General features: G+C 58.8%; 17 protein-coding genes, 1 tRNA gene and 2 pseudogenes. 13 read left to right on the top strand and 7 right to left on the bottom strand.

The genetic code is table 11. The annotated features are described in order from the left end of the window. Positions 1–7 precede the first annotated feature (7 nt). Positions 8–1,768 (top strand): amidohydrolase, encoded by a 1,761-nt coding sequence (locus ACFO5Q_RS05415; protein ID WP_156431993.1) that lies wholly within the window; start codon positions 8–10, stop codon positions 1,766–1,768. Positions 1,769–2,169: 401 nt separating this feature from the next. Beyond that, positions 2,170–2,610, top strand: a pseudogene (locus ACFO5Q_RS05420) (DEAD/DEAH box helicase); the annotation flags it as partial. Between the two features lie 46 nt (positions 2,611–2,656). Here ACFO5Q_RS05420 and ACFO5Q_RS05425 read toward each other — a convergent pair. Continuing rightward, positions 2,657–3,835 (bottom strand): alkane 1-monooxygenase, encoded by a 1,179-nt coding sequence (locus ACFO5Q_RS05425; RefSeq protein ID WP_068145228.1) that lies wholly within the window; start codon positions 3,833–3,835, stop codon positions 2,657–2,659. Between the two features lie 273 nt (positions 3,836–4,108). On the opposite strand from ACFO5Q_RS05425, the gene ACFO5Q_RS05430 reads away from it, so the two are divergent. Beyond that, positions 4,109–4,723, top strand: coding sequence for a TetR/AcrR family transcriptional regulator (locus ACFO5Q_RS05430; protein ID WP_068145231.1), 615 nt, complete (start codon positions 4,109–4,111; stop codon positions 4,721–4,723). Between the two features lie 4 nt (positions 4,724–4,727). On the opposite strand, the gene ACFO5Q_RS05435 is transcribed toward ACFO5Q_RS05430, so the two are convergent. After that, positions 4,728–5,768: a hypothetical protein gene (locus tag ACFO5Q_RS05435; protein WP_156431898.1), complete on the bottom strand. Its 1,041-nt coding sequence runs from the start codon at positions 5,766–5,768 to the stop codon at positions 4,728–4,730. 396 nt (positions 5,769–6,164) lie between these two features. Between ACFO5Q_RS05435 and ACFO5Q_RS05440 the strand changes: the two are divergent. Both ACFO5Q_RS05440 and ACFO5Q_RS05445 read left to right on the top strand, forming a co-directional pair. Further along, a pseudogene (locus ACFO5Q_RS05440) lies at positions 6,165–8,242 on the top strand (DEAD/DEAH box helicase). 182 nt (positions 8,243–8,424) lie between these two features. Continuing rightward, entirely contained in the window at positions 8,425–9,537 is a 1,113-nt protein-coding gene (locus ACFO5Q_RS05445; protein ID WP_068152598.1) for a zinc-binding dehydrogenase, read from the top strand. Between the two features lie 86 nt (positions 9,538–9,623). On the opposite strand, the gene hrpB is transcribed toward ACFO5Q_RS05445, so the two are convergent. Continuing rightward, the gene (hrpB, locus tag ACFO5Q_RS05450) at positions 9,624–12,086 is read right to left on the bottom strand and encodes an ATP-dependent helicase HrpB (protein ID WP_068152601.1); all 2,463 of its coding nucleotides are present in this window, start codon (positions 12,084–12,086) and stop codon (positions 9,624–9,626) included. Positions 12,087–12,242: 156 nt separating this feature from the next. Here hrpB and ACFO5Q_RS05455 point away from each other — a divergent pair, with 156 nt between their 5' ends. Next, the gene (locus ACFO5Q_RS05455) at positions 12,243–13,364 is read left to right on the top strand and encodes a site-2 protease family protein (RefSeq protein WP_068152603.1); all 1,122 of its coding nucleotides are present in this window, start codon (positions 12,243–12,245) and stop codon (positions 13,362–13,364) included. Positions 13,365–13,382: 18 nt separating this feature from the next. Here the strand turns inward: ACFO5Q_RS05455 and ACFO5Q_RS05460 are convergent, their stop codons facing one another. Beyond that, positions 13,383–14,678 carry a M20/M25/M40 family metallo-hydrolase gene (locus ACFO5Q_RS05460; protein ID WP_068153463.1) on the bottom strand — a complete coding sequence of 432 codons (1,296 nt, stop codon included), beginning with the start codon at positions 14,676–14,678 and terminating at the stop codon, positions 13,383–13,385. Positions 14,679–14,867: 189 nt separating this feature from the next. Between ACFO5Q_RS05460 and arsB the strand changes: the two genes are divergently transcribed. Then, positions 14,868–15,941, top strand: a complete 1,074-nt coding sequence (gene arsB / locus ACFO5Q_RS05465; RefSeq protein WP_068152608.1) for an ACR3 family arsenite efflux transporter — start codon at positions 14,868–14,870, stop codon at positions 15,939–15,941. 39 nt (positions 15,942–15,980) lie between these two features. Further along, positions 15,981–16,220 carry a hypothetical protein gene (locus tag ACFO5Q_RS05470; RefSeq protein ID WP_068152611.1) on the top strand — a complete coding sequence of 80 codons (240 nt, stop codon included), beginning with the start codon at positions 15,981–15,983 and terminating at the stop codon, positions 16,218–16,220. Positions 16,221–16,240: 20 nt separating this feature from the next. On the opposite strand, the gene ACFO5Q_RS05475 is transcribed toward ACFO5Q_RS05470, so the two are convergent. After that, positions 16,241–16,708, bottom strand: a complete 468-nt coding sequence (locus ACFO5Q_RS05475) for an OsmC family protein (RefSeq protein WP_068152615.1) — start codon at positions 16,706–16,708, stop codon at positions 16,241–16,243. A 249-nt stretch (positions 16,709–16,957) separates the two neighbouring features. On the opposite strand from ACFO5Q_RS05475, the gene ACFO5Q_RS05480 reads away from it, so the two are divergent. From ACFO5Q_RS05480 to ACFO5Q_RS05490, 3 genes are all read left to right on the top strand, one after another. Beyond that, positions 16,958–17,034 (top strand) — tRNA-Met (locus ACFO5Q_RS05480). 171 nt (positions 17,035–17,205) lie between these two features. Continuing rightward, entirely contained in the window at positions 17,206–18,249 is a 1,044-nt protein-coding gene (locus tag ACFO5Q_RS05485) for a helix-turn-helix transcriptional regulator (protein WP_068152617.1), read from the top strand. 85 nt (positions 18,250–18,334) lie between these two features. Next, a complete protein-coding gene (locus ACFO5Q_RS05490) occupies positions 18,335–18,844 on the top strand; it encodes a hypothetical protein (RefSeq protein ID WP_068152620.1) in 510 nt (169 codons plus the stop codon). Positions 18,845–19,001: 157 nt separating this feature from the next. On the opposite strand, the gene ACFO5Q_RS05495 is transcribed toward ACFO5Q_RS05490, so the two are convergent. Together ACFO5Q_RS05495 and ACFO5Q_RS05500 are read right to left on the bottom strand one after the other, a co-directional pair. After that, the gene (locus ACFO5Q_RS05495; RefSeq protein WP_068152623.1) at positions 19,002–20,723 is read right to left on the bottom strand and encodes a SulP family inorganic anion transporter; all 1,722 of its coding nucleotides are present in this window, start codon (positions 20,721–20,723) and stop codon (positions 19,002–19,004) included. Positions 20,724–20,814: 91 nt separating this feature from the next. After that, positions 20,815–21,066 carry a helix-turn-helix domain-containing protein gene (locus ACFO5Q_RS05500; protein ID WP_068152626.1) on the bottom strand — a complete coding sequence of 84 codons (252 nt, stop codon included), beginning with the start codon at positions 21,064–21,066 and terminating at the stop codon, positions 20,815–20,817. Positions 21,067–21,233: 167 nt separating this feature from the next. Between ACFO5Q_RS05500 and ACFO5Q_RS05505 the strand changes: the two genes are divergently transcribed. Together ACFO5Q_RS05505 and katG are read left to right on the top strand one after the other, a co-directional pair. Further along, positions 21,234–21,590 carry a YigZ family protein gene (locus tag ACFO5Q_RS05505; RefSeq protein ID WP_068152628.1) on the top strand — a complete coding sequence of 119 codons (357 nt, stop codon included), beginning with the start codon at positions 21,234–21,236 and terminating at the stop codon, positions 21,588–21,590. A 270-nt stretch (positions 21,591–21,860) separates the two neighbouring features. Next, positions 21,861–24,101, top strand: coding sequence for a catalase/peroxidase HPI (gene katG, locus ACFO5Q_RS05510; RefSeq protein ID WP_068152632.1), 2,241 nt, complete (start codon positions 21,861–21,863; stop codon positions 24,099–24,101). Positions 24,102–24,148: the final 47 nt, after the last annotated feature.

Below are 24,148 nucleotides of genomic sequence, written 5' to 3' on the forward strand. Positions count from 1 at the left end.
GCTGGTTATGACCACGGATATCAGACCTAGACGCTATCTTAAGACCTTTTTCGGCCTTGCCCTGGCACTGGCACCTCTGGCGGCCAGTCAGCTAGGTTGGGCACAGTCTGCGGTCGTGGATCCTGACATGTATGAAGCCCGCCAGGCGGTGAAGGCCGATACGGTGTTCCTGAATGGCGAGATCAAGACAGCAACCGGCTGGACGTCGGCGCTCGCCGTTCGGGAAGGCGTTATTGTCGCTCTGGGTCAGGATGTGGATGCCTTCACCGGGCCGGATACGCAAGTGATCGACCTTGCGGGCAAAACGATGCTGCCCGGCCTTTACGACATGCATGTGCACGCCCAGTTCGCCGGCATGGAGAAACTGTTTTCCTGTTCGTTGCCATCTTCGGCGGGCCTTGGGGCCGTGACGGAAATTGTGCGGAACTGTGTGGCGCGGTCAAATGCTGGCGACTGGATCGAAGGCGGAAACTGGGTCGCGGGCGCTTTTGCGCAGGGCGAGATGCACCGCAAATATCTTGATGACGTGTCGCCTGACAATCCGGTTGTCCTGAATGACGAGGCGCACCACAGCATCTGGGTCAACTCGGCCGCCCTGAAACAGGCAGGTATTGGCCGCGATACGCCGGAAGTTTCGGGCGGTGTGATCGAACGCGATGAAAACGGCGAGCCGACAGGTGTATTTCGTGAAACTGCGGTTGACCTGGTGATCCGCCATATGCCGCCGCCAAGTCTTGAAGCCAAGCGGCAGGCTATTGAATACGCAAGCCAGACCATGCTTTCGTACGGCATCACGTCTTTCACCAACGCGTCCACACGCTACGGCGATATCCAGGCCCTGTCTGACCTTGCAGCATCGGGCGCCATCAAGCAGCGCGTGCGCGGCTGTATCGTCTGGAACCCTGCGCCCGAATTTTCCCGCACGGCAACCGAAGCCTTGATCCGTGACCGCTTCCACTATGCCAAAGGCCGGTTGAAGCTGGACTGCGTGAAAATGTTCCTCGACGGTGTGCCAACGGAAAGCCACACAGGCGCGATGCTGGAGCCCTATGTGCGCGCAAGCCACGACGAAGCGGCAACAAAAGGCATCCTTTTTGTGCCGTCAGACATGCTCCGGGATGTTGTAACTCGCTTTGACCGGGAGGGACTGCATGTCAAATTCCATGCAACGGGGGACGCAGCCGTGCGGGCCGCCATAGAGGTGGTGGCGCACGCTCGACAGGAAAATGGCGATGGCGGTCCCGCCCATACGGTGGCGCACGCCAGTTTCGTGGCACCAGAAGATTTCGCAAAAGCCAAACAGGCGGGCGTGACGTGGGAGTTTTCTCCCTACATCTGGTACCCGACACCCATCACAGCTGATGTCGCCAAGGCGGTTGGCTGGGGCCGGATGGATCGCTTTGTTCCCATTCGCGACGCGCTGATGAGCGGCGCCAACGTGATCGCTGGATCGGACTGGTCCGTGGTGCCGTCCGTTAACCCTTGGCTGGCGATTGAGACGATGGTGACCAGGCGCACACCGGGCACAGGAGAACCGCTGAACACAGGGCAGGCCATTAGCATCGAAGAGGCCATGAAGATCATGACCCAAAATGGCGCTCGGGCGATGGGTGATGCCGATGAGGTTGGCATCCTCGACCTTGGGATGAAGGCCGACATGATCCTGGTGGGCCAGAACCCCTATAAAGTGCAGAGCAACCGCATCCATGAAACCACTACGCTGCAGGTCTATATCGATGGAAGCAAGGTTTTTGAGCGCAATGATTAGTTTTGTTGGTACTCGGTTTATAGCGAAAAGCCGACATCACACGTCTTCTTTGGGTCAGAAAGTGACTATTCTTACGACAAGATAATGTGGCTTCCTCACGTCCGCTTCTGGCCGATAGCCGACATTCAACCCGTTGTCATGGACTGGCTGCTTTTCCACCCTTGCGGTTTCGTGCCTTTATTCTACATCAATCGAAAAATTTCATAGGTAATGAAACATCTTAGTCATAGGGCGCAGCTTTTCATGGTGCTTCGCCTGAACTCGGTCTACAATAGGCAGGCAAAATTGAGCTTGTTTTGGCGCACGCTTGGCAGTATCCCTGCGGTCTTCCTAATGCGATGAGCTGGTTAAGGCGGTTAGCTGGCAGTTTTGCGCTTAAAACCCGTTTCCGAAAGAAAACAATGACAGAATTTGATGGTGTCGTTCCGGCGCTTGGCCAGGCGTTAACAAAACGCGGCTATACTTCTCTCACACCCGTGCAGAAAGAAATGCTGGCCCCGGGCCTTGTTGGCGCTGACGCACTCGTTTCTGCCCAAACCGGGTCCGGCAAAACAGTTGCTTTCGGCCTTGCCCTTGCGCCCGATATTCTCGAGGGCGCTGAAAAGCTTACCCAGGCGCACGCGCCGCTGGCGCTGGTGATCGCGCCCACGCGTGAGCTTGCCCTTCAGGTGAAGCGCGAGCTTGAATGGCTCTATGAAACCGCTGGGGCGACCATCGCCACCTGTGTCGGCGGGATGGACATGCGCACGGAGCGCCGCAGCCTGGACCGGGGCGCGCACATTGTGGTTGGCACACCCGGCCGGTTGCGCGACCATATTGAACGGGGCTCGCTTGATATGACAGCGNCAACCAGCCAGGGGCTTCCCGCTCCCAAGAGTTACATAAGCTTTATTCCGCAGCCTGCATCAGGCCTTCAGGGTGATGAAATTGCTTCATGATCTTGTCCCGCTTCGCAGGATGGATATAGGCTTTTGTCATGTCATAGCCATGCTGTTCGGCCACGCGCTTGTCCATAATAGTGAACCAGATGGGCGGGTTCCAGGCGGCCATGAACATGGTGAAATAGCCTGCCGGCAGCTGCGGTGCGGTATCAAAATGCCTCAGGCACTGGTACGGGCGCTCCGCATGCGCATGGTGGTCTGAATGCCGCTGCAGGTGATACAGCATCACGTTCGACACGATATGATTGGCGTTCCAGCTGTGATGTGGTTGAACGCGCTCGTATTTTCCGTCGTCGCGCTTGGGGCGCATCAATCCGTAATGCTCAATATAGTTGGCGGATGACAGCATCAGGTTCGACAGAAGTGCACCGATGAGCAGGTACGGCAGCACAACCCAGCCAAGCCACAGAACAAACGCCGCATACATGCCGATGGTGATCAGCGTGTTCAAAAACACTTCGTTTTCAAGGCGGAAAGCAGACTTGCCCTTGCGGCCAAGACGCGTTTTCTCGATGTTCCAGGCGCGCTTGAAGCCGCCAGGAAGTTCATGCAAAACAAAGGCATAGAAGCTTTCGCCCATCATGGCGGTGGCGCTGTCCTCAGGGGTGGCAACCTGCACATGGTGGCCCAGGTTATGCTCGATCCGGAAGTGTCCCATGCCGCAAAGGCACAGAAGGAAACGCGCCACATTGATGGAGGTTTTATCCCGCCGATGGCCCACTTCATGGGCGGTGTTCAGGGCGCCCGCGCCCATCAGCCCGTTGGCGATGGTGACAGCGATATAGGCGGTGATGGTGAGATCCATGTTGGCCACATACCAGGCGCCGACAACCCACACCAGATAGGCGGCCGGGAGGGCGGCGAAGGCCGACCAGCGATAAAACGGGTCATCGCGCAGGCGCGGGATGGCCTCCCGCGGTGGGTTGGATGTGTCTTCCCCGAACGCGATTTCAATAATCGGAATAAGGACATAGAAGAAAACAGGCGACAGCCACAGCACCGCTTCATGGCCCGATTTGGCATAAAGATACCAACTGATAAGCGGTATGGCGGTCAAAAGCACCGGCAGCGGCCACAGATATCTTTTGGTGTCGCGCCACTCGGCGGCGGCAGTTTCAGCAGTCATGGATTTCCCTCCTCGCATCACAATTTGGCCGACTCTCTCATTTATTGATAATATTGTCAATAGTGGCGGTGCGGTTAGCAAAAAGGGCACAAAAGGGGCACACTCATAGGGCCCATTTGGGTACGGTTTTCTGCGGTTCCGGCGTGGGCACACCGGAAGTGCCCTGTGCCCACACGTCCTGCAGGTGTGCCCTTTTTCCCAAGGCCCGCTATTGCCGCTTGATCCAGCCCCCGCCCGCCGGGTAGAAAAGGGAAGGGGTTAAAAGGGCCATGTATGAGTGACCGACAGAAAGATACGCAGAAACGCACCCGGCTGAACCCGGAAGAGCGACGCCGCCAGCTTCTGGACGCGGCGGTGGAGCTGTTTGCCGAACGCGGCATCGGCGAAGCCAAGCACGCGGACATTGCCAAGCGCACGGGTGTTTCGGTTGCCACCACCTTTGTTTATTTCCCGACGCGCGAGGCGCTGATTGACGCGGTGCTGGATGACGTGGCGGAGAAAAACCTGGCGATTTTTGCGGAGGTGGACCCCACAGGGCTTTCGACCGCCGAACTGCTGACCGCGCTGGCGGAGCATGCCACCAGCCGCCTGGATGATGAGCGCGCCTTTGCCCAGGTCTGGCTGAACTGGTCCACCAACTTCGCGCCGCACATCCGCGAAAAATTCCTGGAATGCCAGAATATCGTGCTCGATAACCTCACTGCGATCCTGGATGCCGCCACACCGGGCCGCCAGAAGGGCCGCGGCGCGCGGGACGACGCGCGCATATTGCTGGCCGCAAGCCAGATGCTGACCGTGATGAAGCTGGACGGCATTTCAAAAGAACGCCGCGACCGCTTTACCGAACACACCATCGACGTGGTGCTGGCCTACACGGGCGAGAAATAGGGGGCTACAAGGACGGTTTGCCCGATTTAATCTTTTTGATTTCTTCAACAATATACTGGGCAATTGCGGATGCGGCATCTGAGTATCTTTTCGTCATGCGTGCTGATAAATCGTCCCAAGTCCCTGTGGGATAGAAGAATGTCTGGATTTCTGACAAGATATCTTCCGGTGCCGAGTGCATTGCGTCCAGCCAGTGGTTAAAGGTGTTCGCGGCATTCTTCAAGTCAATGTCGCCCGAAAAATCGCGAGTGATGTCCTTTGCTTCTTCAAGTAAGCCCACTAGGCCCGCGAATTTGCTGTTTTGAGTGGCTTCAAATTGCGTAATCCACTCTTTTTCGTAAGCTTCTTTTGTTAGCAGGAGGGTGTTTCTGTTGACGAGGTATCGGTCCACACCTGTTTCGTCTTCAATAATGTATCCCAACGCTTCCCATATTCGAAGTCCATCTGAGCGTGCACCGCGTTTAACGAGATAATCATAGTTCATGTCGGCTACTGTCGAAGAAAACTCACCGATTGAGCCGCGATATCTTTGGGGCAAGAGATAGACAAATCCAGCACTGCCTATAGCGAGAAATACCCAGAAAAGGGCATTGGCGTCTCTAAGAATGCACCAAACACCAGCCCCCAGCCATGTGATGAGAAGCAGCAGGCAGCCCGGCCCGGAAAGCTCTAGCGACGGCGCATATAGCTTGTATTGGTTCAGCAGAACCTTGCGAAGTTTGGGGTGACAGCGATGAGGCAGGTCTGAAAACTTTGTTTGCGGCGTAACCTTTATGGTTGGTGCCAACTCTTTGAGAATGCGGCGAACTATGTAGAACGCCATCTGTCCGGCGCATTTGGAGTGATAGGCGGTACTTTTCCCAACCTCTTTTCTCAGCGTGGTGTAGATGTCGCCAACCGTGTGCCATTGCGCAGTGTCAGCGTCTGCAAATGTTGTCTGAAAAGAGGCTTCTATTTTTTCGATCAATTCAACGTCATCGCCATCCCCGGCCAAATTCAGGGAAGAGGGATGTGTGTCACGAACAAATTGAAGGCGTGGTGTCATTGCGACACGTTAGCAATTTGCGGGCACTGCACAACATTTTTGTTTGTCTTACAAGGATGAGAAGTAGGGCAAATCCTCCGTCATGCTGAACTTGTTTGGCGTGCCGCCAGCTTCGCAAACAGCATCCACACAATGCTTGGCGCAGCTACGCTTAGGAAAGGCTTGTGCAATGGACCCTGAACCAAGTTCAGGGTGACGGACTATACATAGTGCGCGCCTTTTCTGGGGCTCCGCCGGGCACAGGAAATGGGATTATTTTGACACTGCCTGAACTCAGTCTACAATGGGCAGGCTAAATTGAGCTTGTCTCGGCGCACGCTTCGCAGTATCCGTGCGGTCTTCTTAATGCGATTAGCTGGCAGTTTTGCGGCTAAACCCCGTTTCCGAAAGTATACAATGACAGAATTTGATGGTGTCGTTCCGGCGCTCGGCCAAGCGTTAACAAAACGCGGCTATACTTCTCTCACACCCGTGCAGAAAGAAATGCTGGCCCCGGGCCTTGTTGGCGCTGACGCTCTCGTTTCTGCACAAACGGGGTCTGGCAAAACAGTTGCTTTCGGCCTTGCCCTTGCGCCCGATATTCTTGAGGGGGCTGAAAAGCTCACCCAGGCACACGCGCCACTGGCGCTCGTGATCGCGCCCACGCGTGAGCTTGCCCTTCAAGTGAAGCGCGAGCTTGAATGGCTCTATGAACTGGCTGGGGCAACCATTGCCACCTGTGTTGGCGGGATGGATATGCGCACGGAGCGCCGCAGTCTGGACCGGGGCGCGCACATTGTGGTTGGCACACCCGGCCGGTTGCGCGACCATATTGAACGGGGCTCGCTTGATATGACAGCGCTGCGTGCTGTTGTTCTTGATGAAGCTGACGAAATGCTTGATNGCTGCGGGCCGTTGTTCTTGATGAAGCTGACGAAATGCTTGATCTCGGTTTTCGGGATGATCTGGAATATATGCTGGATACAGCGCCGGATCACCGCCGGACGCTTTTGTTCTCTGCGACCGTGCCGAAATCGATTATGGGGCTTGCCAAACGCTATCAGCGCGATGCCATCCGCATTGAAACCAAAAGCGATACGAAGCAGCATCAGGACATCGAATATCGCGCCCTGATGCTGGCACCGAATGACAAAGAAAACGGCATCATCAATGTGATCCGCTATTTCGAAGCGCCGAACACCATCATCTTTTGCAGCACGCGGGCTGAAGTGAACCATATGACGAGCCGCCTTAATAACCGTGGTTTCTCAGTGGTGGCCTTGTCGGGTGAGCTGAGCCAGAACGAACGCAGCCACGCCCTGCAGGCGATGCGGGATGGGCGCGCGCGCGTCTGTGTTGCCACTGATGTTGCTGCCCGCGGGATTGACCTGCCAGGACTTGAGCTGGTGATCCATGCGGATATCCCGAAGAACAAGGAAATTTTGCTCCACCGAAGCGGGCGTACGGGCCGGGCCGGGCGAAAAGGTGTCTGTATCCTGATGGTCCCCTATCCAGCACGCAGGCGCACAGAACGGCTGCTCAGCAACGCCCAGATTGATGCGGCGTGGGCCAAGCCGCCAACGATGGAGGAAATCGCCGCCCGCGACCGCGAGCGTTTCCTGAATGATCCCGTGCTGACTGAAGCTGTGACCGATGAGGAACGCCCTCATGTCCAGGAACTTCTTGACCATCATAGCGCGGAACAGATCGCCGCAGCCCTGGTTCGCTTGCAGCAAACAGGCAGGCCAGTGGCGGAAGAGCTGTCGGACACCGGCCCGATAGGTGATTATGGCCGGGACAGGGACAATGCCCGCGACAGATCGAAAGGCAGAGACAGGGGAGAGCGCCCCCAAAAGAACCGTCAGGACTTTAGTGATGGGACGTGGGTGTCTTTGTCGGTTGGGCGCAAGCATAACGCCGAACCACGCTGGATTTTGCCAACCCTTTGTCGTCATGGCCATATCACGAAACAGGAAATTGGGTCGATCCGCATTCATGAAAATGAAACGCATGTCGAGCTCGCGCCCGATATCGTTGACAAGTTTTTTGAGGCCCTTGGCCCCAGCCGCAAACTGGAGAAGACGATCACTGTCGACAAACTCCGCGGTCCTGTGCCTGAAGCCGAAAGCAGCCGCAGCAGAAAACCTGTCCGGGAAAAAAGAGCCTTCGACAAGCGCGGCCCGGCAAGGGCACCTGAAGGCAGGCGTGATGACCGGAAGGAGCGGCGCAGCATGCCGGAGGGGGACGGCAAGGCCCGTTCAAAGCCGAGGTACAGCGAGGACAAGCCCGCTGAGGAAAAGGCGAAAAACGCCACGGCTGCACGGGACACTGAGACAAAAACAAGTGCGGTGAAAAAAGCGGAGAGCAAGCCGAAGGCCAAGAAAGCTAAAGGGGCCAAGAAAAAGCCCAAATGGACTGCGGCGCAGAAACGCGCGCGGGACGAAGCTAAAAAGGCTAATGAAGCTGGTGCAAATGCGAAGTTAAAGCGCAAATAACTCGGCGATAGCGGGTGGCTTTGCGATCGTCCCCTTTGGCTGAAAGCTGCCTGGCCTTAATGTGATAGGCCAGCTTGCCTTTATCGCAGCCGTCCTACATGACCATTAAGGAACACGGTGTGCGCCGGGCCGATATCCGGCGGGCGTGCCACTAGCCGCCATCGCAAAAGGGAGACACCAGCATGAGCACAACGGGTAAGCAACTTTTCACCACGCTTGAAAGCAACGGCACGCTGACCGTGGCGATCGAGGATGTGACCTTCCCTGATCCCACCGGCAATCAGGTGCTGGTAAAAATGGAAGCAGCACCCATCAACCCGTCTGACCTGGCCATCTTGACCAGCGCGGCTGATCTTGAGAATGCCGATTATTCACCCGGCAAATATGTCGCCCAAATGCCTGAGCCCTTCAATACGGGCTCGAAAGCGCGGCACGGCCTCAAGCTGCCCGCGGGGAACGAGGGCGCGGGGACAGTGGTTGCCGCGGGTGACAGCGACATGGCCAAGGCCCTTGTGGGCCAGCGCGTCGCCTGTGTGCCGGGCAATGCCTACAGCCAATATGCAATCGCGGATGCGGGCATGTGCCTTCCGCTTGGCGACCATTCGGCGGAAGACGGCGCGAGCGCTTTTGTGAATCCGATGACGGCCCTTGGCTTTGCTGAAAACGCCAAGATGGACGGCCAGGACGCCATCCTGCACACGGTGGGCGCATCCAACCTGGGCCAGATGCTGACCCGCATCTGTAAGGAAGACGGCCTTGGGCTTGTCAATATCGTGCGCAAGGATGAACAGGTCGAGCTTCTTGAGAAGCTGGGCTCAACCCACGTTGTCAATTCCGCGGCGGACGGTTTCATGGGCAACCTGCGGGCTGCGATTGATGATACGGGCGCTTTCTATGGCTTTGACCCGATCGGTGGTGGGCAGTCGGTCGACACTGCCTTCAAGGCGATGGAACAGGTGGCTGTGGGCAGAATGACAGAATATTCGCGCTATGGCTCCAACCAGCCAAAGCGCATGTTCATTTATGGGCGGCTGGATGTTGGGCCGACAATCCTGTCGCCAAGCTATGGCTTCGGCTGGACGCTGTCTGGCTGGCTGTTGTTCCCGTTCCTCCAGTCGGTGGGCATGGAAACGGTTGGCCGCATGCGCAAGCGCGTGCTTGAAAGCCTGACCACGACATTCGCGAGCAGCTACAAGAAGCGCGTCAATCTGGAAGAAATGCTGACCAAGGAAGCAGTGACGGATTACCGCGCGATGCGAACCGGCGAGAAATATCTGGTAACGCCCTGGTCATAGGCGCAGCCCAGTCACAAACACAAACACAGACACAGACACAAAGAGCGAGAGCGACCATCCCGGTGGTCGCCCCTCAATTGTCTTGGCTATGTGCCGCGTGGCTTGGCGCGGGCGGTGGCCTCAGCGCCTGCCGGGTCATCGGGCCAGAAGTGTCGCGGGTAGCGGCCCTTCATATCTTTGGCGACCGCAGCCCACGAGCCCTGCCAGAAGCCCGGCAGGTCCTGCGTCATTTGTATCGGCCTATGCGCGGGCGACAGCAGGATAAGGAGAAGCGGCACCTTGCCGCCCATGATCGCCGGGTGGGTGGTCAGCCCGAACAGCTCCTGCACGCGCACCTCAATCGCGGGCGCGGTTTCATGGGCGTAATTGATGGGAATGCGCGACCCGGTCGGCGCCTGGAAATGGGACGGCAGCAGCGTATCGATCTGTGACCTCAGCTCCCACGGCAAGAGGGCAGACAGCGTCCCTTCAAGCATATCCGGCGTGATTTTCGAGATGGCGGTGACGCCGGAAAGATAAGGCGCGAGCCAGCTTGCGACGTCCTCCCCAAGGGCCTTGTCGCTCAGGTCCGGCCAGGGCGCGCCAAGCTTCTCATGCAAATAGGTCACCCGCGCCCGCAATGCCTGCTGTCCCTTGCTCCACGGCAAAGCACCGGCACCCAGGTCCTGGATGCCTTGGCACAGGATGTCTGCGGCGGCTTCGGTGTCCTCAACCCGGGCAGTGGCGTCCGCGAGGATTACCTGGCCGATGGCGCGCACGCGGCGCGCGCGCACGCTCCTTGATCCGGCGTCAAACTCAAGCCGCGTTTCCTCCGTGATATGCCCGGCGAAGGTCTCTTCGATTTCCTGGATATCAATCGGTGCGGCTGCGCGGATGCGGCCGTTCGCCGCCTGGCCTGTGATGTCTGTCACCACCAGATACTTGTGCTTCGCCAGCGCGTGCGTCTCAGGCAGGCTTGCGGCGCGGCCATTCACCAGCCTGTAACGGCCTCGCGACCCTGCGGCCTGTGCCAGCCGGTCGGGGTAGGCGTTTGCGAGCATCTGCCCGATGCTCATAGTCTCGCGCGGCCCCTGTCCGCACCCCGCCAGCTTGGCCCAGCGACGGGCGAGCGCCTTGGCGTCCTTGGTCCGCGGGCTACCGTCATTAAGGAAACGGTGCAATCTTTCTTCAAGGTCGATGGCGTCACCACCCAGCCCGTGTTCTGACACCAGCGCCGCCAGTTCTGCCGCCTGTTGCGCATTGCTGCCCGTGCCCGCGCGGTGGATCATATGCGCCAGCCGTGGGTGGAGCGGGAAGGCCGCCAGCGCACGGCCCTCATCGGTGATCTGCCCACTGCCATCGGTGGCATCCAGGCTTGAAAGAAGCGCAGTGGCCTCTGCCCACGCAGGCGCGGGCGGCTGGTCCACAAACTGCATTTGCGCGGGGTCCGTGACACCCCATGACGCTAGGCTCAGCGCCAGCGGCGCCAGATCAGCCGCCAGGATTTCAGGCGTGTCGAAGGCGGGGAGGGCTGCTGTTTGGCCCCTAGCCCACAAGCGGTAGCAGACGCCGTCTTCGGTGCGGCCTGCGCGGCCCTGCCGCTGTGTGGCGGCGGCCTGTGAAATGCGCCTGGTCTCCAGCCGCGTCAGCGCCGTTGCGGGCTCATAGACCGGCACGCGGGCCAGCCCACTGTCGATCACCACGCGGATGCCCTCTATGGTCAAGGATGTCTGCGCAATGGTGGTTGCCAGCACCACTTTGCGCCGGCCTGCGCGCGCGGGCGCGATGGCCCGGTCCTGCTCCTTGGGCGTTAGGCGGCCATAAAGCGGGGCGATGTCTGTAGTGTCCGCCACTTGGCCCATGAGGCGCTCGGCAACCCGGCGGATTTCGGCTTCCCCCGGCAGGAATACAAGGATGGAGCCATGCTCCTCCCGAAGCGCCTTCATTACCGTGGAGACGACATGGTCTTCCATGCGGACATCCGGCCTCATGGGCACATAGCGGGTCTCGACGGGGAAGGCGCGGCCTTCGCTTTCAATCAAGGGCGCATCTGAGAGCAGCTTGGACATGCGCGTAGCATCCAGCGTGGCCGACATGATCAGGATGCGCAGGTCATCCCTTAGGACGGCGCTGTCGAGCGCAAGCGCCAGCCCGAGGTCGCCGTCCAGGCTGCGTTCGTGAAACTCATCGAAAATGACCGCCGCGACGCCAGTAAGCTCCGGGTCATCCAGGATCATGCGGGTGAAAACGCCTTCCGTGACCACTTCAATCTGTGTCCTCGCGCTCACGCGGGTGTCCAGCCGCACCCGGTAGCCCACCGTTTCGCCGACTTCTTCCCCCAGCGTTCGCGCCATAAAGTGCGCGGCGGCCCGCGCCGCGATGCGCCGGGGCTCCAGCATGATGATGCGGCCACCTGCGCGCCAATTCGCACTCAGGAGATGGAGCGGCACACGTGTGGTCTTCCCCGCGCCCGGTGCTGCCACCAGAACGGCAAAGGCACTCTCGCGCAGCGTTTCCTGCAGCTGCGGCAGCACGGCGTCAATGGGAAGCGGGGAGGGTGCCTTGGTCATAGCCCTTACATAAGTGAAACGCCCCATAGTGCAAAGCCCTATTGCGCGACAGAGCAACCACTGAACGGGCGGAGCTCTGCGAACACCCGGATTGTGTGCCTGATGGTGCATGTGTATGGTTGGGGCACAGGGTTCTGGCTTGATGGGGGAGAGCATATGAAAATCACCTGGAAAACAGTTTTGTCCTTGATGCTCTGCGCTTTGGTGGGGGCGGTGTTTGGTGCGATGGTGGCCAGATACGGTGATGATTTTCTGCCGAGCCTGTCGGAAATGGGGCTCAATAAGGCGACGATCATTCCACTGGTGATCATTTCCCTGCTCATTGGATATTTCTTGTCAATCCTCGTTCATGAACTGGGGCATATGCTTGCTGGGCGCCTTGTCGGCATGCGGCCACTGGCTTTCGTTGTGGGGCCTTTTGTCTGGTCCTTTGACAAAGGGCGGCAGCTTCCCTCCTTTGAGGTGCGGGGCTTTTTTCCCGGCGGTTTTGCCTATTGCCTGCCTGAGCACGGAGAGCAGGTTTCAAGGCGGCAATATATGGTTTTTGTTGCAGGAGGCCCCATTGCGTCGCTTCTTTTGTTGGTTTTGTGCGCTTTGGGGCTTGGGGCGCTACCTGCGCTGTATTTCTTTCCGCTGATGTGTACCTTGCTGATCACAGCCTTCATTGGCGTGTATAATCTTATGCCCATCACCATTGCGGGGCTCCATACCGATGGCAAACGGTTTCTTGAGGCACTACGGGAAACGGCAGGGTACCGTGTTGCGGTTGCCCAGTTTCATATGTCTGCACTGGTGATTGGGAAGACCGCGATTTCAAGTTGGCCGGATGAATCCGTGAAAACGCTGATACAGGCGCCCAAGGGCAGCCCCGAATGGCGCGCCGGGCACTGTTTCAGATATTATCAGGCCAGAGATGCGGATGATCATGGGGCCGCCCGGCAGCATCTTGAGCATATGACCAGCGATATTGAAGGGCTCACAGCCTTTGCGCGTGATGGCTATGTGCAGGAAAAGCTGGTTTTTCAGGCCCTCTATGAGGGAGGCTTGGAGGAGGTAGCCCCTGCGCTCGCAAAAACCAAACCCACAGCACTGCAGGATAAACACAGCAGGCATCAAGTGCGTTCCATCGCAGCCCTCGCACGCGGGGAAGTGGGTGCGGCCCTGTCGGAGCATGCAAAGGCTGTGGCGGCGCTGCCTAAGGCGCGCTTTTCAGCCCTTACTCCCCTGACAGAGCAAGACCTCGCCCAGCTAAAACGGTTGATCGACGCGGCGAGTTAACCCGCCTTTATCTAAATCTCATTGTTGGCCCGCAAGCGCGTGGATCAGGAGCGCGGCTTTCTGGATGTTCTTCCTGAAGCTGGTCATGTCGGCGGTCTCGTCCTTGGTGTGGCCGCCCTTGCCCATCAGCCCCATGCCGTCCAGCGCCATGTCCACATGGTCTGCCGCGAAGGAGATATCCGCCGCGCCCGCCTTCCTGGGGTTCACGGCTTCAATGGCGCCGTATCCCAGCTTTTCGCTGATCTGGCTATAGAGCGCCAGAAGCTTGGCGTTGCCTGCCGTTGGTGCCATGGGCGGGTAGCCGGGCTCGAACGTCAGCGTGGCTGAGGTGTGCAGAAGGTTCGCGGCCACAATCGCCTGCATTTTGGCTTTGGCTTCCGCGAGCTGTTCGGGCGAGAGCGCACGGATGCCGCCGGTGACAAACAGTTCCTTGGCGACCACGTTGGTTTTGCCGAAGCCGGAGGCTGTATCGGTGGATTTGTCATCCTTCACCCGCGTGCCGCCCACAATGCGGCCGGGGTTGAAGGTCAGGTTCTCCATGCCTTCAAGTTCAACGCGCCAGGAATTCAGGATGCGCGCGGCCTCTAACACCGCGCCGTAGCCCACGTTTTCTGTGAAAATCTGGGAGCTGTGCGCGGGGCGGCCTGTGACCTCAAGCGTCCAGTTTACGCTGCCGCGCCGTGCTGTGACGGCGGTCTTGATATTGCCGTCGCCGTCCTCGAAGCCGAGCGCGATATCCGCCCAGATGGCGGCGTCCACGATGGCTTTCTTGGAGGCCGAAAGCGGCTTGCCGCTGGATTCCTCGTCCCCGGTCATGACAATGCGGATGCTGACGTCATCCAGTACGCCTGCGGCCTTCAGGGCGCGGACTACCTCGATGATGATCACGTCGCCGCCCTTCATGTCGGTGATGCCGGGGCCTTTGATGCGGCCATCCGCAAGCGGGGTGAAATTCTGGAAATCGTCGTCCTTGGCGAACACCGTGTCCAGGTGCCCGATCATCAGGATCTTCGGGCCGCGCGTGCCGTGTGAGGCCACCAGATGTCCGGCCCGGCCAAATTCCGTGCCGTCCACCCATTCGGTCGTGAACCCGATGGCGTCAAGTTCCGCGCTGAACAGGTCCCCCACGCGTTTTACGCCTTCAAAGTTCAGTGTGCCGCTGTTGATACCCACGGCCTTCTCCAGAAGCACCTCGGCTTTCGGCAGGTTCGCGTCAATCGCGCTCAGGATGGCATTCTCGGCTGCGTCATCTGCCTGCAGGGCAGGGGCGGCAAAGAAAAGGGTGGCGATGAGGGCAAGGCAGGGTGCGCGCATGGTGGCTCCTTCTGGTTGGACGCCAAGACCCTGCCAAAAGACGCCGCGAAGGGCAATGGCTTTCACGCCGGAACGGTTTTTGAAATTAATGTGTCGGGCCATTTCTGGCTTTGATTTTTTCGGGGCGGCTGCTTACCTTGCTTTGGGGCGCACGCGCAGGCTGCGAAACGTGAAATGTCAGGGGGCTTTATGACCGAAGAGACTAAATCCGTATCCGAATCCGAAGGGGCGGGCATCGGCATTTTCGAAAAATGGCTGTCCCTGTGGGTGGCGCTCGCCATCGGTGTTGGCATCCTTCTGGGGCAGCTGTTGCCGGATGTGTTCGCCCTTCTGGCCAAGCTTGAATATGCCAATGTCAATCTGCCGGTCGCCGTTCTGATCTGGGCGATGGTTTACCCGATGATGGTGTCTGTCGATTTTTCCAGCATCACCCATGTGGCGGACCAGCCGAAGGGCCTTCTGATCACGCTGGTGGTCAACTGGTTGATCAAGCCTTTCACCATGGCGGCGCTGGGTGTGCTGTTCTTTGGCTATGTTTTTGCCGATTTCATGACGGCGGATGATGCGTCTTCCTATATCGCGGGGTTGATCCTTCTGGGCGCGGCGCCCTGCACAGCGATGGTGTTTGTCTGGTCCCACCTGACGAAGGGCGACCCGAACTATACGCTGGTGCAGGTCAGCGTGAATGACCTGATCATGGTGTTCGCCTATGCGCCCATTGTTGTGCTGCTGCTTGGCGTGACGGACATTCCCGTGCCGTGGGACACACTGGTTCTTTCAGTGCTTCTCTATGTGGTTGTTCCGCTGCTGGCGGGCTGGTTCACCCGGCGCAGGCTTTTGCGCGGGAACGCCAGCGAGGAGGCGGTGTCCGATTTCACGGCCCGGCTCAAGCCCTTCTCGATTTTGGGGCTCTTGGTCACCGTTGTGCTGCTGTTCGGCTTCCAGGGGCAGGTGATCCTGGCGCAGCCGCTCTTGATTGCGCTGATCGCCGTCCCGCTTCTGATCCAGTCGTATGGCATTTTCGCGGTGGCATATGGGGCGGCCTGGGCCATGCGGGTGCCGTTCCGGATTGCGGCGCCCTGCGCCATGATCGGCACGTCCAACTTTTTTGAGCTGGCCGTGGCTGTGGCCATCAGCCTGTTCGGCCTGAATTCCGGTGCTGCGCTGGCAACTGTGGTCGGGGTGCTGGTGGAGGTGCCTGTGATGCTGTCGCTGGTGGCATTCGCGAACCGAACGCAGGGTCATTTCCCGAAGGGCGACTGACCTGTATCCTTAGGGCTGAATTCCAGGAAAGATGACGAGATGCAAAAACACAAAGACTGTTACGGCACCATGTTTCACGACAGTTTGCATGTCCATGACAATGAAGACATGAAGGGCAAGGCCTTCGATTTCAAGCTGAGCTCCATGGGGCTGGGGACGGCAGACCGGGCGGTCAGCGTGAAGATGGAACAATGGGACGACTGCGTGGCGTGCGAGGAGTTCGAGCATTGCTACAAGCTGTGCGCCGCCAAACTGATGCTGGAAACCGCCATACGTTAGAAAACCGGGAGCGGCGCGTGTCAGCCCCGCTCGATCACGGGTTCATGCGCCACCGGGCAATTCAGGCTGTTGGCGATGAAGCATTCCTTGTTGGCCACCGCGTGCAGGCTCATGGCCGTTTCCATGTCGCTTTGGCCTGAGATGGTGATGCGCGGGCGGAGGGTGATTTTCTCAAACTTCGCGATCACATCCTTGCCTTCCACCATCACGCCTTCGGCGTCATCTGTGTAGCTTGTCACCACCACATTATTGACCGCGCACAGATGCAGGTACCACAGCATGTGGCAGGCGCTGACGGAGGCCACCAGCATGTCTTCCGGGTTGTGGCGGGCCGGGTCACCCCTGAAGGCGGGGTCTGATGAGCCGAGGATGTCGGCCTTGCCGTCCATGCTGATGGTATAGTCGCGGCTGTAGCTTTTGTAATTTTTTGTGCCGTGCTCAAGCGCGCCGGTCCAAGTGGTGCGGGTGTTGTAGGTGTGCTGTGCCATGTTTCGCCTCCTCGCGGTTCGGTAGGGCGAAACTACGCGCCCGCGGCCCTGCGCACCAGTGCCAATTTACAAGATGGGCGTGGGGCCAGTGGCATTTTCCGCCAAAAAATCGATGCCTGTCAAAAATCAGTCAAAAATCGGCTTGACCTTCGCCCGCGCGCATTTTATACCGGCGCAGCTTTCGGCGGCAGTGTAGCCGTTTTGAGTAGTCTTGAGTTGTTACAGACGCGTCGGAAGCCTGTATATTTTGGCCGAGTAGCTCAGCTGGTTAGAGCAGCGGAATCATAATCCGCGTGTCGGGGGTTCAAGTCCCTCCTCGGCTACCAATTCAAAAGCCAGTCCCTTGCGGGGCTGGCTTTTTGTATTTGCGCTGGTGCAATCTTTTGTGGACCCCTGATCTGTTATTTGGCACGCTGACGGCATAGCACCCTTGGTGATCAATGGAGGCAAAGTGTCTCACATGTTCTGACGCCATATAACCGGCATGACCATCCGACATGACACTGGACACCGCAAATATCATCCAGCTTCTGTTTGTTTTCCAAACCGCTTTTTTTGGCGTGCTTGCCATGCCCCGCGCGCGGCTGAGGGCCTTTGCCCTCCTGTTGTTTGCCTTCGCGCTGCATATGGCCCTCAACCTGCTGGCTGAAACCGGTAACCTCGGCGCCTTTCCGAACATCACGTCTGCCTTCGGTTTCGCCTATGGGCCGCTTGTGTATCTCTATGTGCGGGATATCACGCACGAGACACCGCTTCTGGGCAGGCGGGACCTGGTGCACGGCATTCCCTTTCTGGCTGCCATGCCCTTTTCGCCCTCGAACCTATTGTTCGACGTGCTCGGTTTCACAAGCATCGCGGCCTATTTTTATGCCACCTACCGTTATATCCGGGCCTACCACAGGAGCGTGTCCGAAAATCAGGCCAATGAGCGTCAGGCGCGGTTGGATTGGCTTGCCCAAGGCTTCATCGCGCTGATCATCGTTGGCCTCTATGACGCCGGGCGCATTTTCATGGGCTATGTTTTCGCCGCCGCCAACAGCGATATATTCTACATCATCACGCTGATGGGCGCCTTTATGGTGATGAACTGGCTGATCCTGCAAAGCTTCCGGTATCACCTGATGTTTGACGGTCTGCGGACAAGTGAATTTCTGGCGGTCCCACCCGCGAAGGAAACCGCGCCCCTTAGTGCTGAGGAGGTGAAGGAGGCCGAGGCGGCGCTGCGCCTTCTGGAAACATCGAAACTTTACCTTACGCCCCAGCTTCGGCTCGAGCAATTTTCAGATGCCAGTGGCATCGAACCTCGACGCCTGTCGTCGTTGATCCGCGGACACACAGGCGAACGGTTCCCACAGATCGTGAGCCGCCTGCGGGTTGCTCACGCCCAGAAGCTGATTGAAGAGGCCGCCCCTGAAAAATGTAATTTCCTCAGGATTGCCTATGATGCAGGGTTCAATTCAAAATCCGCTTTCAATCTGGCTTTCAAACAGGTTTCGGGAATCACGCCAACCGAGTACCGCGTGCGCCAGCGTGAAGAATAGCGTCCAAATTCCTGTTTCTGGACGCAATAGGCGCACGCCAGCGGCATATATCCCTCATCCAATAACCAGAAAAAAGGATTCGACGATGAGGAAAACCCTGAAACACATAATCACCGCAGGCGTGATAGCCATTGCCACCACAGCCACTGCCCATGCAGACGATTTCAAGCCTGAGGCTATTGATTTTGACCAGTCTCTTCCGTCCATGCGGACGGTGTTGTCAGCCGTGTGCAGCAGCACGACCGAACGCAACATCGACCCGATCGAGATTCCAGGTACCCGCCGCGCCCAAACCCAGATTGATTGCACGGGCCTTTCCTTCGGCGGAAAGCTCCGGTTGGCGGAATTTGTGTTTCGGGATGACGAGCTTGCGCTTGTCTGGGTGCTTACAGACAAGGTAGAGGAACAGGCGATTGAAGCCCGAATGACCAAACTGTTTGGCACTCCCAGTCACAAGGCAGGCTCGGCCACAGCCTTCACCCACGCCCATACTGCGCTCAGGAAAGATATAGCCGAAGTGCTGTTCTATGCTCCAAGCGTCGCCCCCATGTTTGAGGCTTGGTTTGATCAGATGGTGGACGCAAAAAACGAATAAACGGATCAGCCAGAATATTCGCGCTGAAAGGCGGAAATGGGTAGTCGTGTGCGTCTTATTAAGTGCGCCGGCAACCGCCTCATATTTAACTGTCCTCGGCTGCCAATCAAAAGACCCGTTGGTCCAGTTGGGCCAGCGGTTTTTTGCTTTTTGGTCCCTATTCCCCTCGCTGCCGCCATTTCTCCGTCGCCGCATTGATGCTGGGCTCGAACTGCACGGCCTCTGTGATATGCCCGAAGCGGCGGAGGGTTTGGGCTACGTCTGGTGACGCGCCGGTCAGATACACGGTGATGCCGCCTCGCGCGGCTTTGCGCGCCAGGCCTTCGATGGTGCTGACAGCGGTTGAATCCACAAACGGCACGGCCGAGAAATCAATCACCAGCGCGCGGTGATGGTCTGCGATGCGGTCAAGCACAGACGCGATAGAGGCCGCAGCCCCGAAGAAGAAAGCGCCCGAAATGCGGTAGATCACCATATCGGGGTCTGTGGCGCTGGCGCTGTCATAAGGCACGCGGTCCTCGGCACTGGCGTCGGCTGTGTCTTCGGCCACGAGCGGCATGTGCTGTTCGATCATGGTGGTTTTCGACATGCGGTAGATAAACACGAGCGAGCCGAGCGCGAAGCCCACGATGATGGCTTCCGTCAGGTCCCGGAAGATGGTCAGAAGGAAGGTCACCAAAAGCACCGCAGCGTCGCCCTTTGACGCGCGCACAAGCGTGGCGAAGGCCTGTTTTTCAACCATGTCCCACGCCACAATGGCCAGCACGGCGGCCAGCCCCGCAAGCGGGATAAAGCTGGCGAGCGGCGCGGCGATCAGGATGAACAGCAGCAGGAACAGCGCGTGCATCATGCCCGCCACCGGCCCGTGCGCACCGGCGCGGATATTGGTGGCGGTACGGGCGATTGTGCCGGTCACGCAGATGCCGCCAAACAGGCCTGACGCCACATTGGCGCAACCCTGGGCCACCAGTTCGCAGTTGGAGCGGTGGCTGCGGCCGGTCATGCCGTCTGCCACCACAGCAGACAGCAGGCTTTCGATCGCGCCCAGAAGCGCGAAGGCCCCGGCGCTTGGCAGCATGGTGATGACCTTCTCAAACGTGAGGGTCGGCAGCGCGGGCGTTGGCAGGCTTTGCGGGATGCCGCCGAATTTGGTGCCGATGGTCTCCACCGACAGGCCCAGAAGCGTGACCGCGACGGCAGACCCCGCAACGGCGATCAGCATCACCGGCAGGTTGGGCCTGAGCCGCTTCAGCACGATGATGACAAGGACGGTCGCGAGCGACAGGATAATCGCGGGTGTCGATGCGCTCGGGGCCGCGTGCCATAGCGCCATGAGTTTGTCCACGAGCGGGCCGGGCTCTGCCCCCGTGAGGCTGAGGCCCAGCAATTCCTTCAGTTGGCTCGCGAAAATAATCACCGCAATCCCGGCGGTGAAGCCCACGGTGACGGGGTAGGGGATGAACTTGATATAGGTGCCAAGCCGCAGGTATCCGGCGGCCACCAGCATCAGCCCCGCGAGCATGGTGGCGATGATCAGCCCGTCCATGCCGTGCGCCTGCACGGTAGCGGCGACCAGCACGATGAAGGCACCCGCCGGGCCGCCGATCTGGAAGCGGCTGCCGCCCAGGAGCGAGATGATGAAGCCGCCGATGATGGCGGTATAAAGCCCCTGCGCAGGCGTGGCGCCGGACGCGATGGCGATGGCCATCGACAGCGGAATGGCGACGATGGCGACCGTGAGGCCCGCGATCATGTCGGCCCGCAGGTGGCCGAGGCCGTATCCTTCGCGGAAGATGGTGACAAGCTTGGGCGTGAAGAGGTCTGCGAAGCTTGGCCGGGTGCTTGCCGGGGCTGATGAGGGGCGGGTGGTGGTCGTCATGGTGCCATTAAGCCTTAGAGTTAAGGCGGCGGTGTCGTCGAATGCTTGTCGGCGCGCGCCGTCGCGTGCTGAATGTGGTGTCGCGATACTGCTATGGGGCGGCCTTGAGCCGCACACCGCGCCCGCCGCCTGTGCTTTGCTGTCCGTCGCCGATCAGGTCGACGCCGGCAGCATCCAGCGCTTCCACCACCTTGGTGAGCGTGGAAACCACGCCGCGGACATTGCCGTCGCTGGCTTCCATGCGCTGGATCGTGGGCACGGACACCCCTGCCAGTTCGGCCAGTTTTTTCTGGTCTATGCCCAGAAGCGCGCGGGCGGCCCGCATTTGCCCGGATGTGATCATGAAAGCTTCCTGTTCAGGTATCTATATAGCAGTATGAAATATTTATAATGATATATAATAAATGAATATATTTATGAAAAGTAAAGATATGTGGGCAGCGCCTATGGCGCGCCCTTGATCCTTATGGCTTCTTGATCCTGGGGGCGATGCCGCCTATACCCAGCTGCATGCAGATTTTTGACGGAATCATATCGGACCGTGGGTCCAAATACGCCGTGTCGGGCGGGCCGTGCGCCAGCCCGGACGAGGCCAAGGCCTTCATCAAGCAGCTGTGCCGCAAGAAGAAGTTCGCCAAGGCCACGCACAATACCTGGGCCTATATGACGCCCGAGGGGCCGGTGAAGAATGACGACGGCGAAACCGGCGCCGGCATGCTGATGGCGCAGATGCTGGAGCGCGAGGGGCTGATGCACCATATCGTGGTGGTCACCCGCTGGTACGGCGGCAAGCATCTGGGCGGCGACCGCTTCCGCCACGTGCAGGACAGCGTGCGCTATTATCTGGATCACGCGGATCTGGGTTAAGTCTGCCGAAAATGCTCAAGGCGATTTCTAAAAGGCTTAATAATCGATTTAGGCGATTGCAGGAATCTGGTCTTCCAATTTCCCAAGTGTCATGAAACAGGTGTATGATCTGTTCTACCATGAAGGGAGCGCAGGCCTGCGTGAGGAACGTCTTCATCGCCACCAACAAGAAGAAGCGAGCAGACGGGACAGGTCCACACTCTCCAACAAGTATGTTTCAGCTGCAAAGGCTGGCTGGCAGCCTTTTGCCCAACTTGAAGGAGGTAGGTAATGCTGAAGAGAACTCTACCAATGATTGCTGTTCTGGCTATGGGCACTGCCCTTGCCACTGCGCCTGCAGCCGCATCCATGGACAACCATGGCGGCATGAGCGCGGAGATGAAAACAGCGCCAACCAATGATTACTGGTGGCCGAACCGCCTGAACCTGGATCCGCTCCGGCTCAACCTGCCGGATGCCAATCCGCTGGGGGCTGATTTCGACTATGCAGAAGCCTTCAAGGATGTGAACCTGGATGAGCTTCGCGCAGACATGGAAGAGCTGATGACCACGTCGCAAGACTGGTGGCCAGCTGACTATGGCCATTATGGTCCGTTCTTCATTCGTATGTCCTGGCACAGCGCCGGTACCTACCGCATGATCGATGGTCGCGGTGGTGCTGATGGCGGCATGCAGCGTTTCGCGCCGCTCAACAGCTGGCCGGACAACACCAACCTTGATAAAGCCCAGCGTCTCTTGTGGCCGATCAAGCAGAAATACGGCAACAAGGTTAGCTGGTCTGACCTGATCGTGCTCGCCGGTACCATCGGTATGGAGCATATGGGCTTCAAGACTGCGGGCTTTGCCTTTGGCCGTGAAGACGCCTGGATGCCTGAAGAAGTAAACTGGGGCCCCGAAGGCGAATGGCTTGGCCGCGCTGAAAGCCGCCACCGTATGGGCAAGCTCACAGGTGCGCTTTCCGCAGCGCGCATGGGCCTGATTTACGTGAACCCGGAAGGCCCGAACGGCGTGCCGGATCCACTTCTGGCCGCGCAGGAAATCCGCGACACGTTCGGCCGCATGGCCATGAACGATGAAGAGACTGTGGCGCTGATCGCCGGTGGTCACACCTTCGGTAAGGCACACGGTGCGTCGAAAGGGTCGAACCTGGGTGCGGAGCCTGAAGCTGCAAGCCTTGAAGAGCAGGGCCTGGGCTGGAAGAACAAATATGGTTCCGGCAAAGGTGCAGACACCATCACCAGTGGCCTGGAGGGCGCCTGGACGATCAGCCCGGCTGAGTGGACGCACAACTATCTGCAGAACCTGTTTGCCTTTGACTGGGTACAAACCAAGAGCCCGGCCGGCGCAACCCAGTGGGTTCCTGCTGATGACGCCACCAGCGAAATGGTGCCTGACGCGCACGACCCGGACAAGCGCCACAAGCCGATCATGTTTACGACCGACCTGGCGCTGAAGGAAGACCCGGCGTACCGCAAGGTTTCCGAACGCTTCCTGAATAACCCGGAAGAGTTCGAAAAAGCCTTCGCCCGTGCCTGGTTCAAGCTGACGCACCGCGACATGGGCCCAACTTCCCGTTATCTGGGTGCCTGGGTGCCGGACGAAACTTACGTGTGGCAGGACCCGGTTCCGGAAGTTGACCACAAGCTGGTGACCAGCCGCGACGTATCCAAGCTGAAGAAAACCATCCTCGACAGTGGCCTGAGCCACGCCGAGCTGGTGCGCACAGCATGGGCGTCTGCTTCCACGTTCCGCGGCACGGACATGCGTGGCGGTGCAAACGGTGCCCGCGTGCGTCTTGCGCCTCAGAAAGACTGGGCTGCAAACGATCCGGCTGAGCTTTCCCGCGTGCTGGACGTGCTGGAAGGTATCCAGGCTGACTTCAACAAGAAGGCTCGTGGCGGCAAGAAAATCTCCATGGCTGACCTGATCGTCCTTGGCGGTGCGGCAGCGATTGAAGATGCAGCTGCGAAGGCAGGCCACAAGGTGACGGTGCCGTTCACTCCAGGTCGCGGTGACGCGACGGCTGAGATGACGGACGCTGCTTCCTTCAGCGTGCTGGAGCCAAAAGCAGACGGCTTCCGCAACTATTTCGCGGAAGGCAACGACCGGTCGCCTGCAGAAATGCTGGTTGAAAAAGCCGCACTTCTGAAGCTTTCGGTGCCTGAAATGACGGTGCTGGTGGGCGGCATGCGCGCACTGGATGCCAACACAGGCGGTGCCAAGCACGGTGTCTTCACCGATACGCCAGGCCAACTGACGAACGATTTCTTCGTCAACCTCCTGGACATGGGCACCGAGTGGAAGAAGTCTGATACCGCCGGTATCTATGAAGGCTTCGACCGCACGTCCGGCGACAAGAAATGGTCTGCAACACCGGCTGACCTGATCTTCGGCTCCAACACCGAGCTTCGCGCTGTGTCTGAGGTCTATGCCCTCGACGGGTCTGAAGAGAAGTTCGTAAACGACTTCATCTCAGCCTGGACCAAAGTGATGAACCTGGACCGCTTCTAAGCGCCCAAGAGGTTAGAAAACAGGAACGGCGGTGCATCATGCGCCGC

It is taken from the genome of Kordiimonas lipolytica (assembly GCF_042651265.1).
GTDB classification, from domain to species: Bacteria; Pseudomonadota; Alphaproteobacteria; order Sphingomonadales; family Kordiimonadaceae; genus Kordiimonas; species Kordiimonas lipolytica.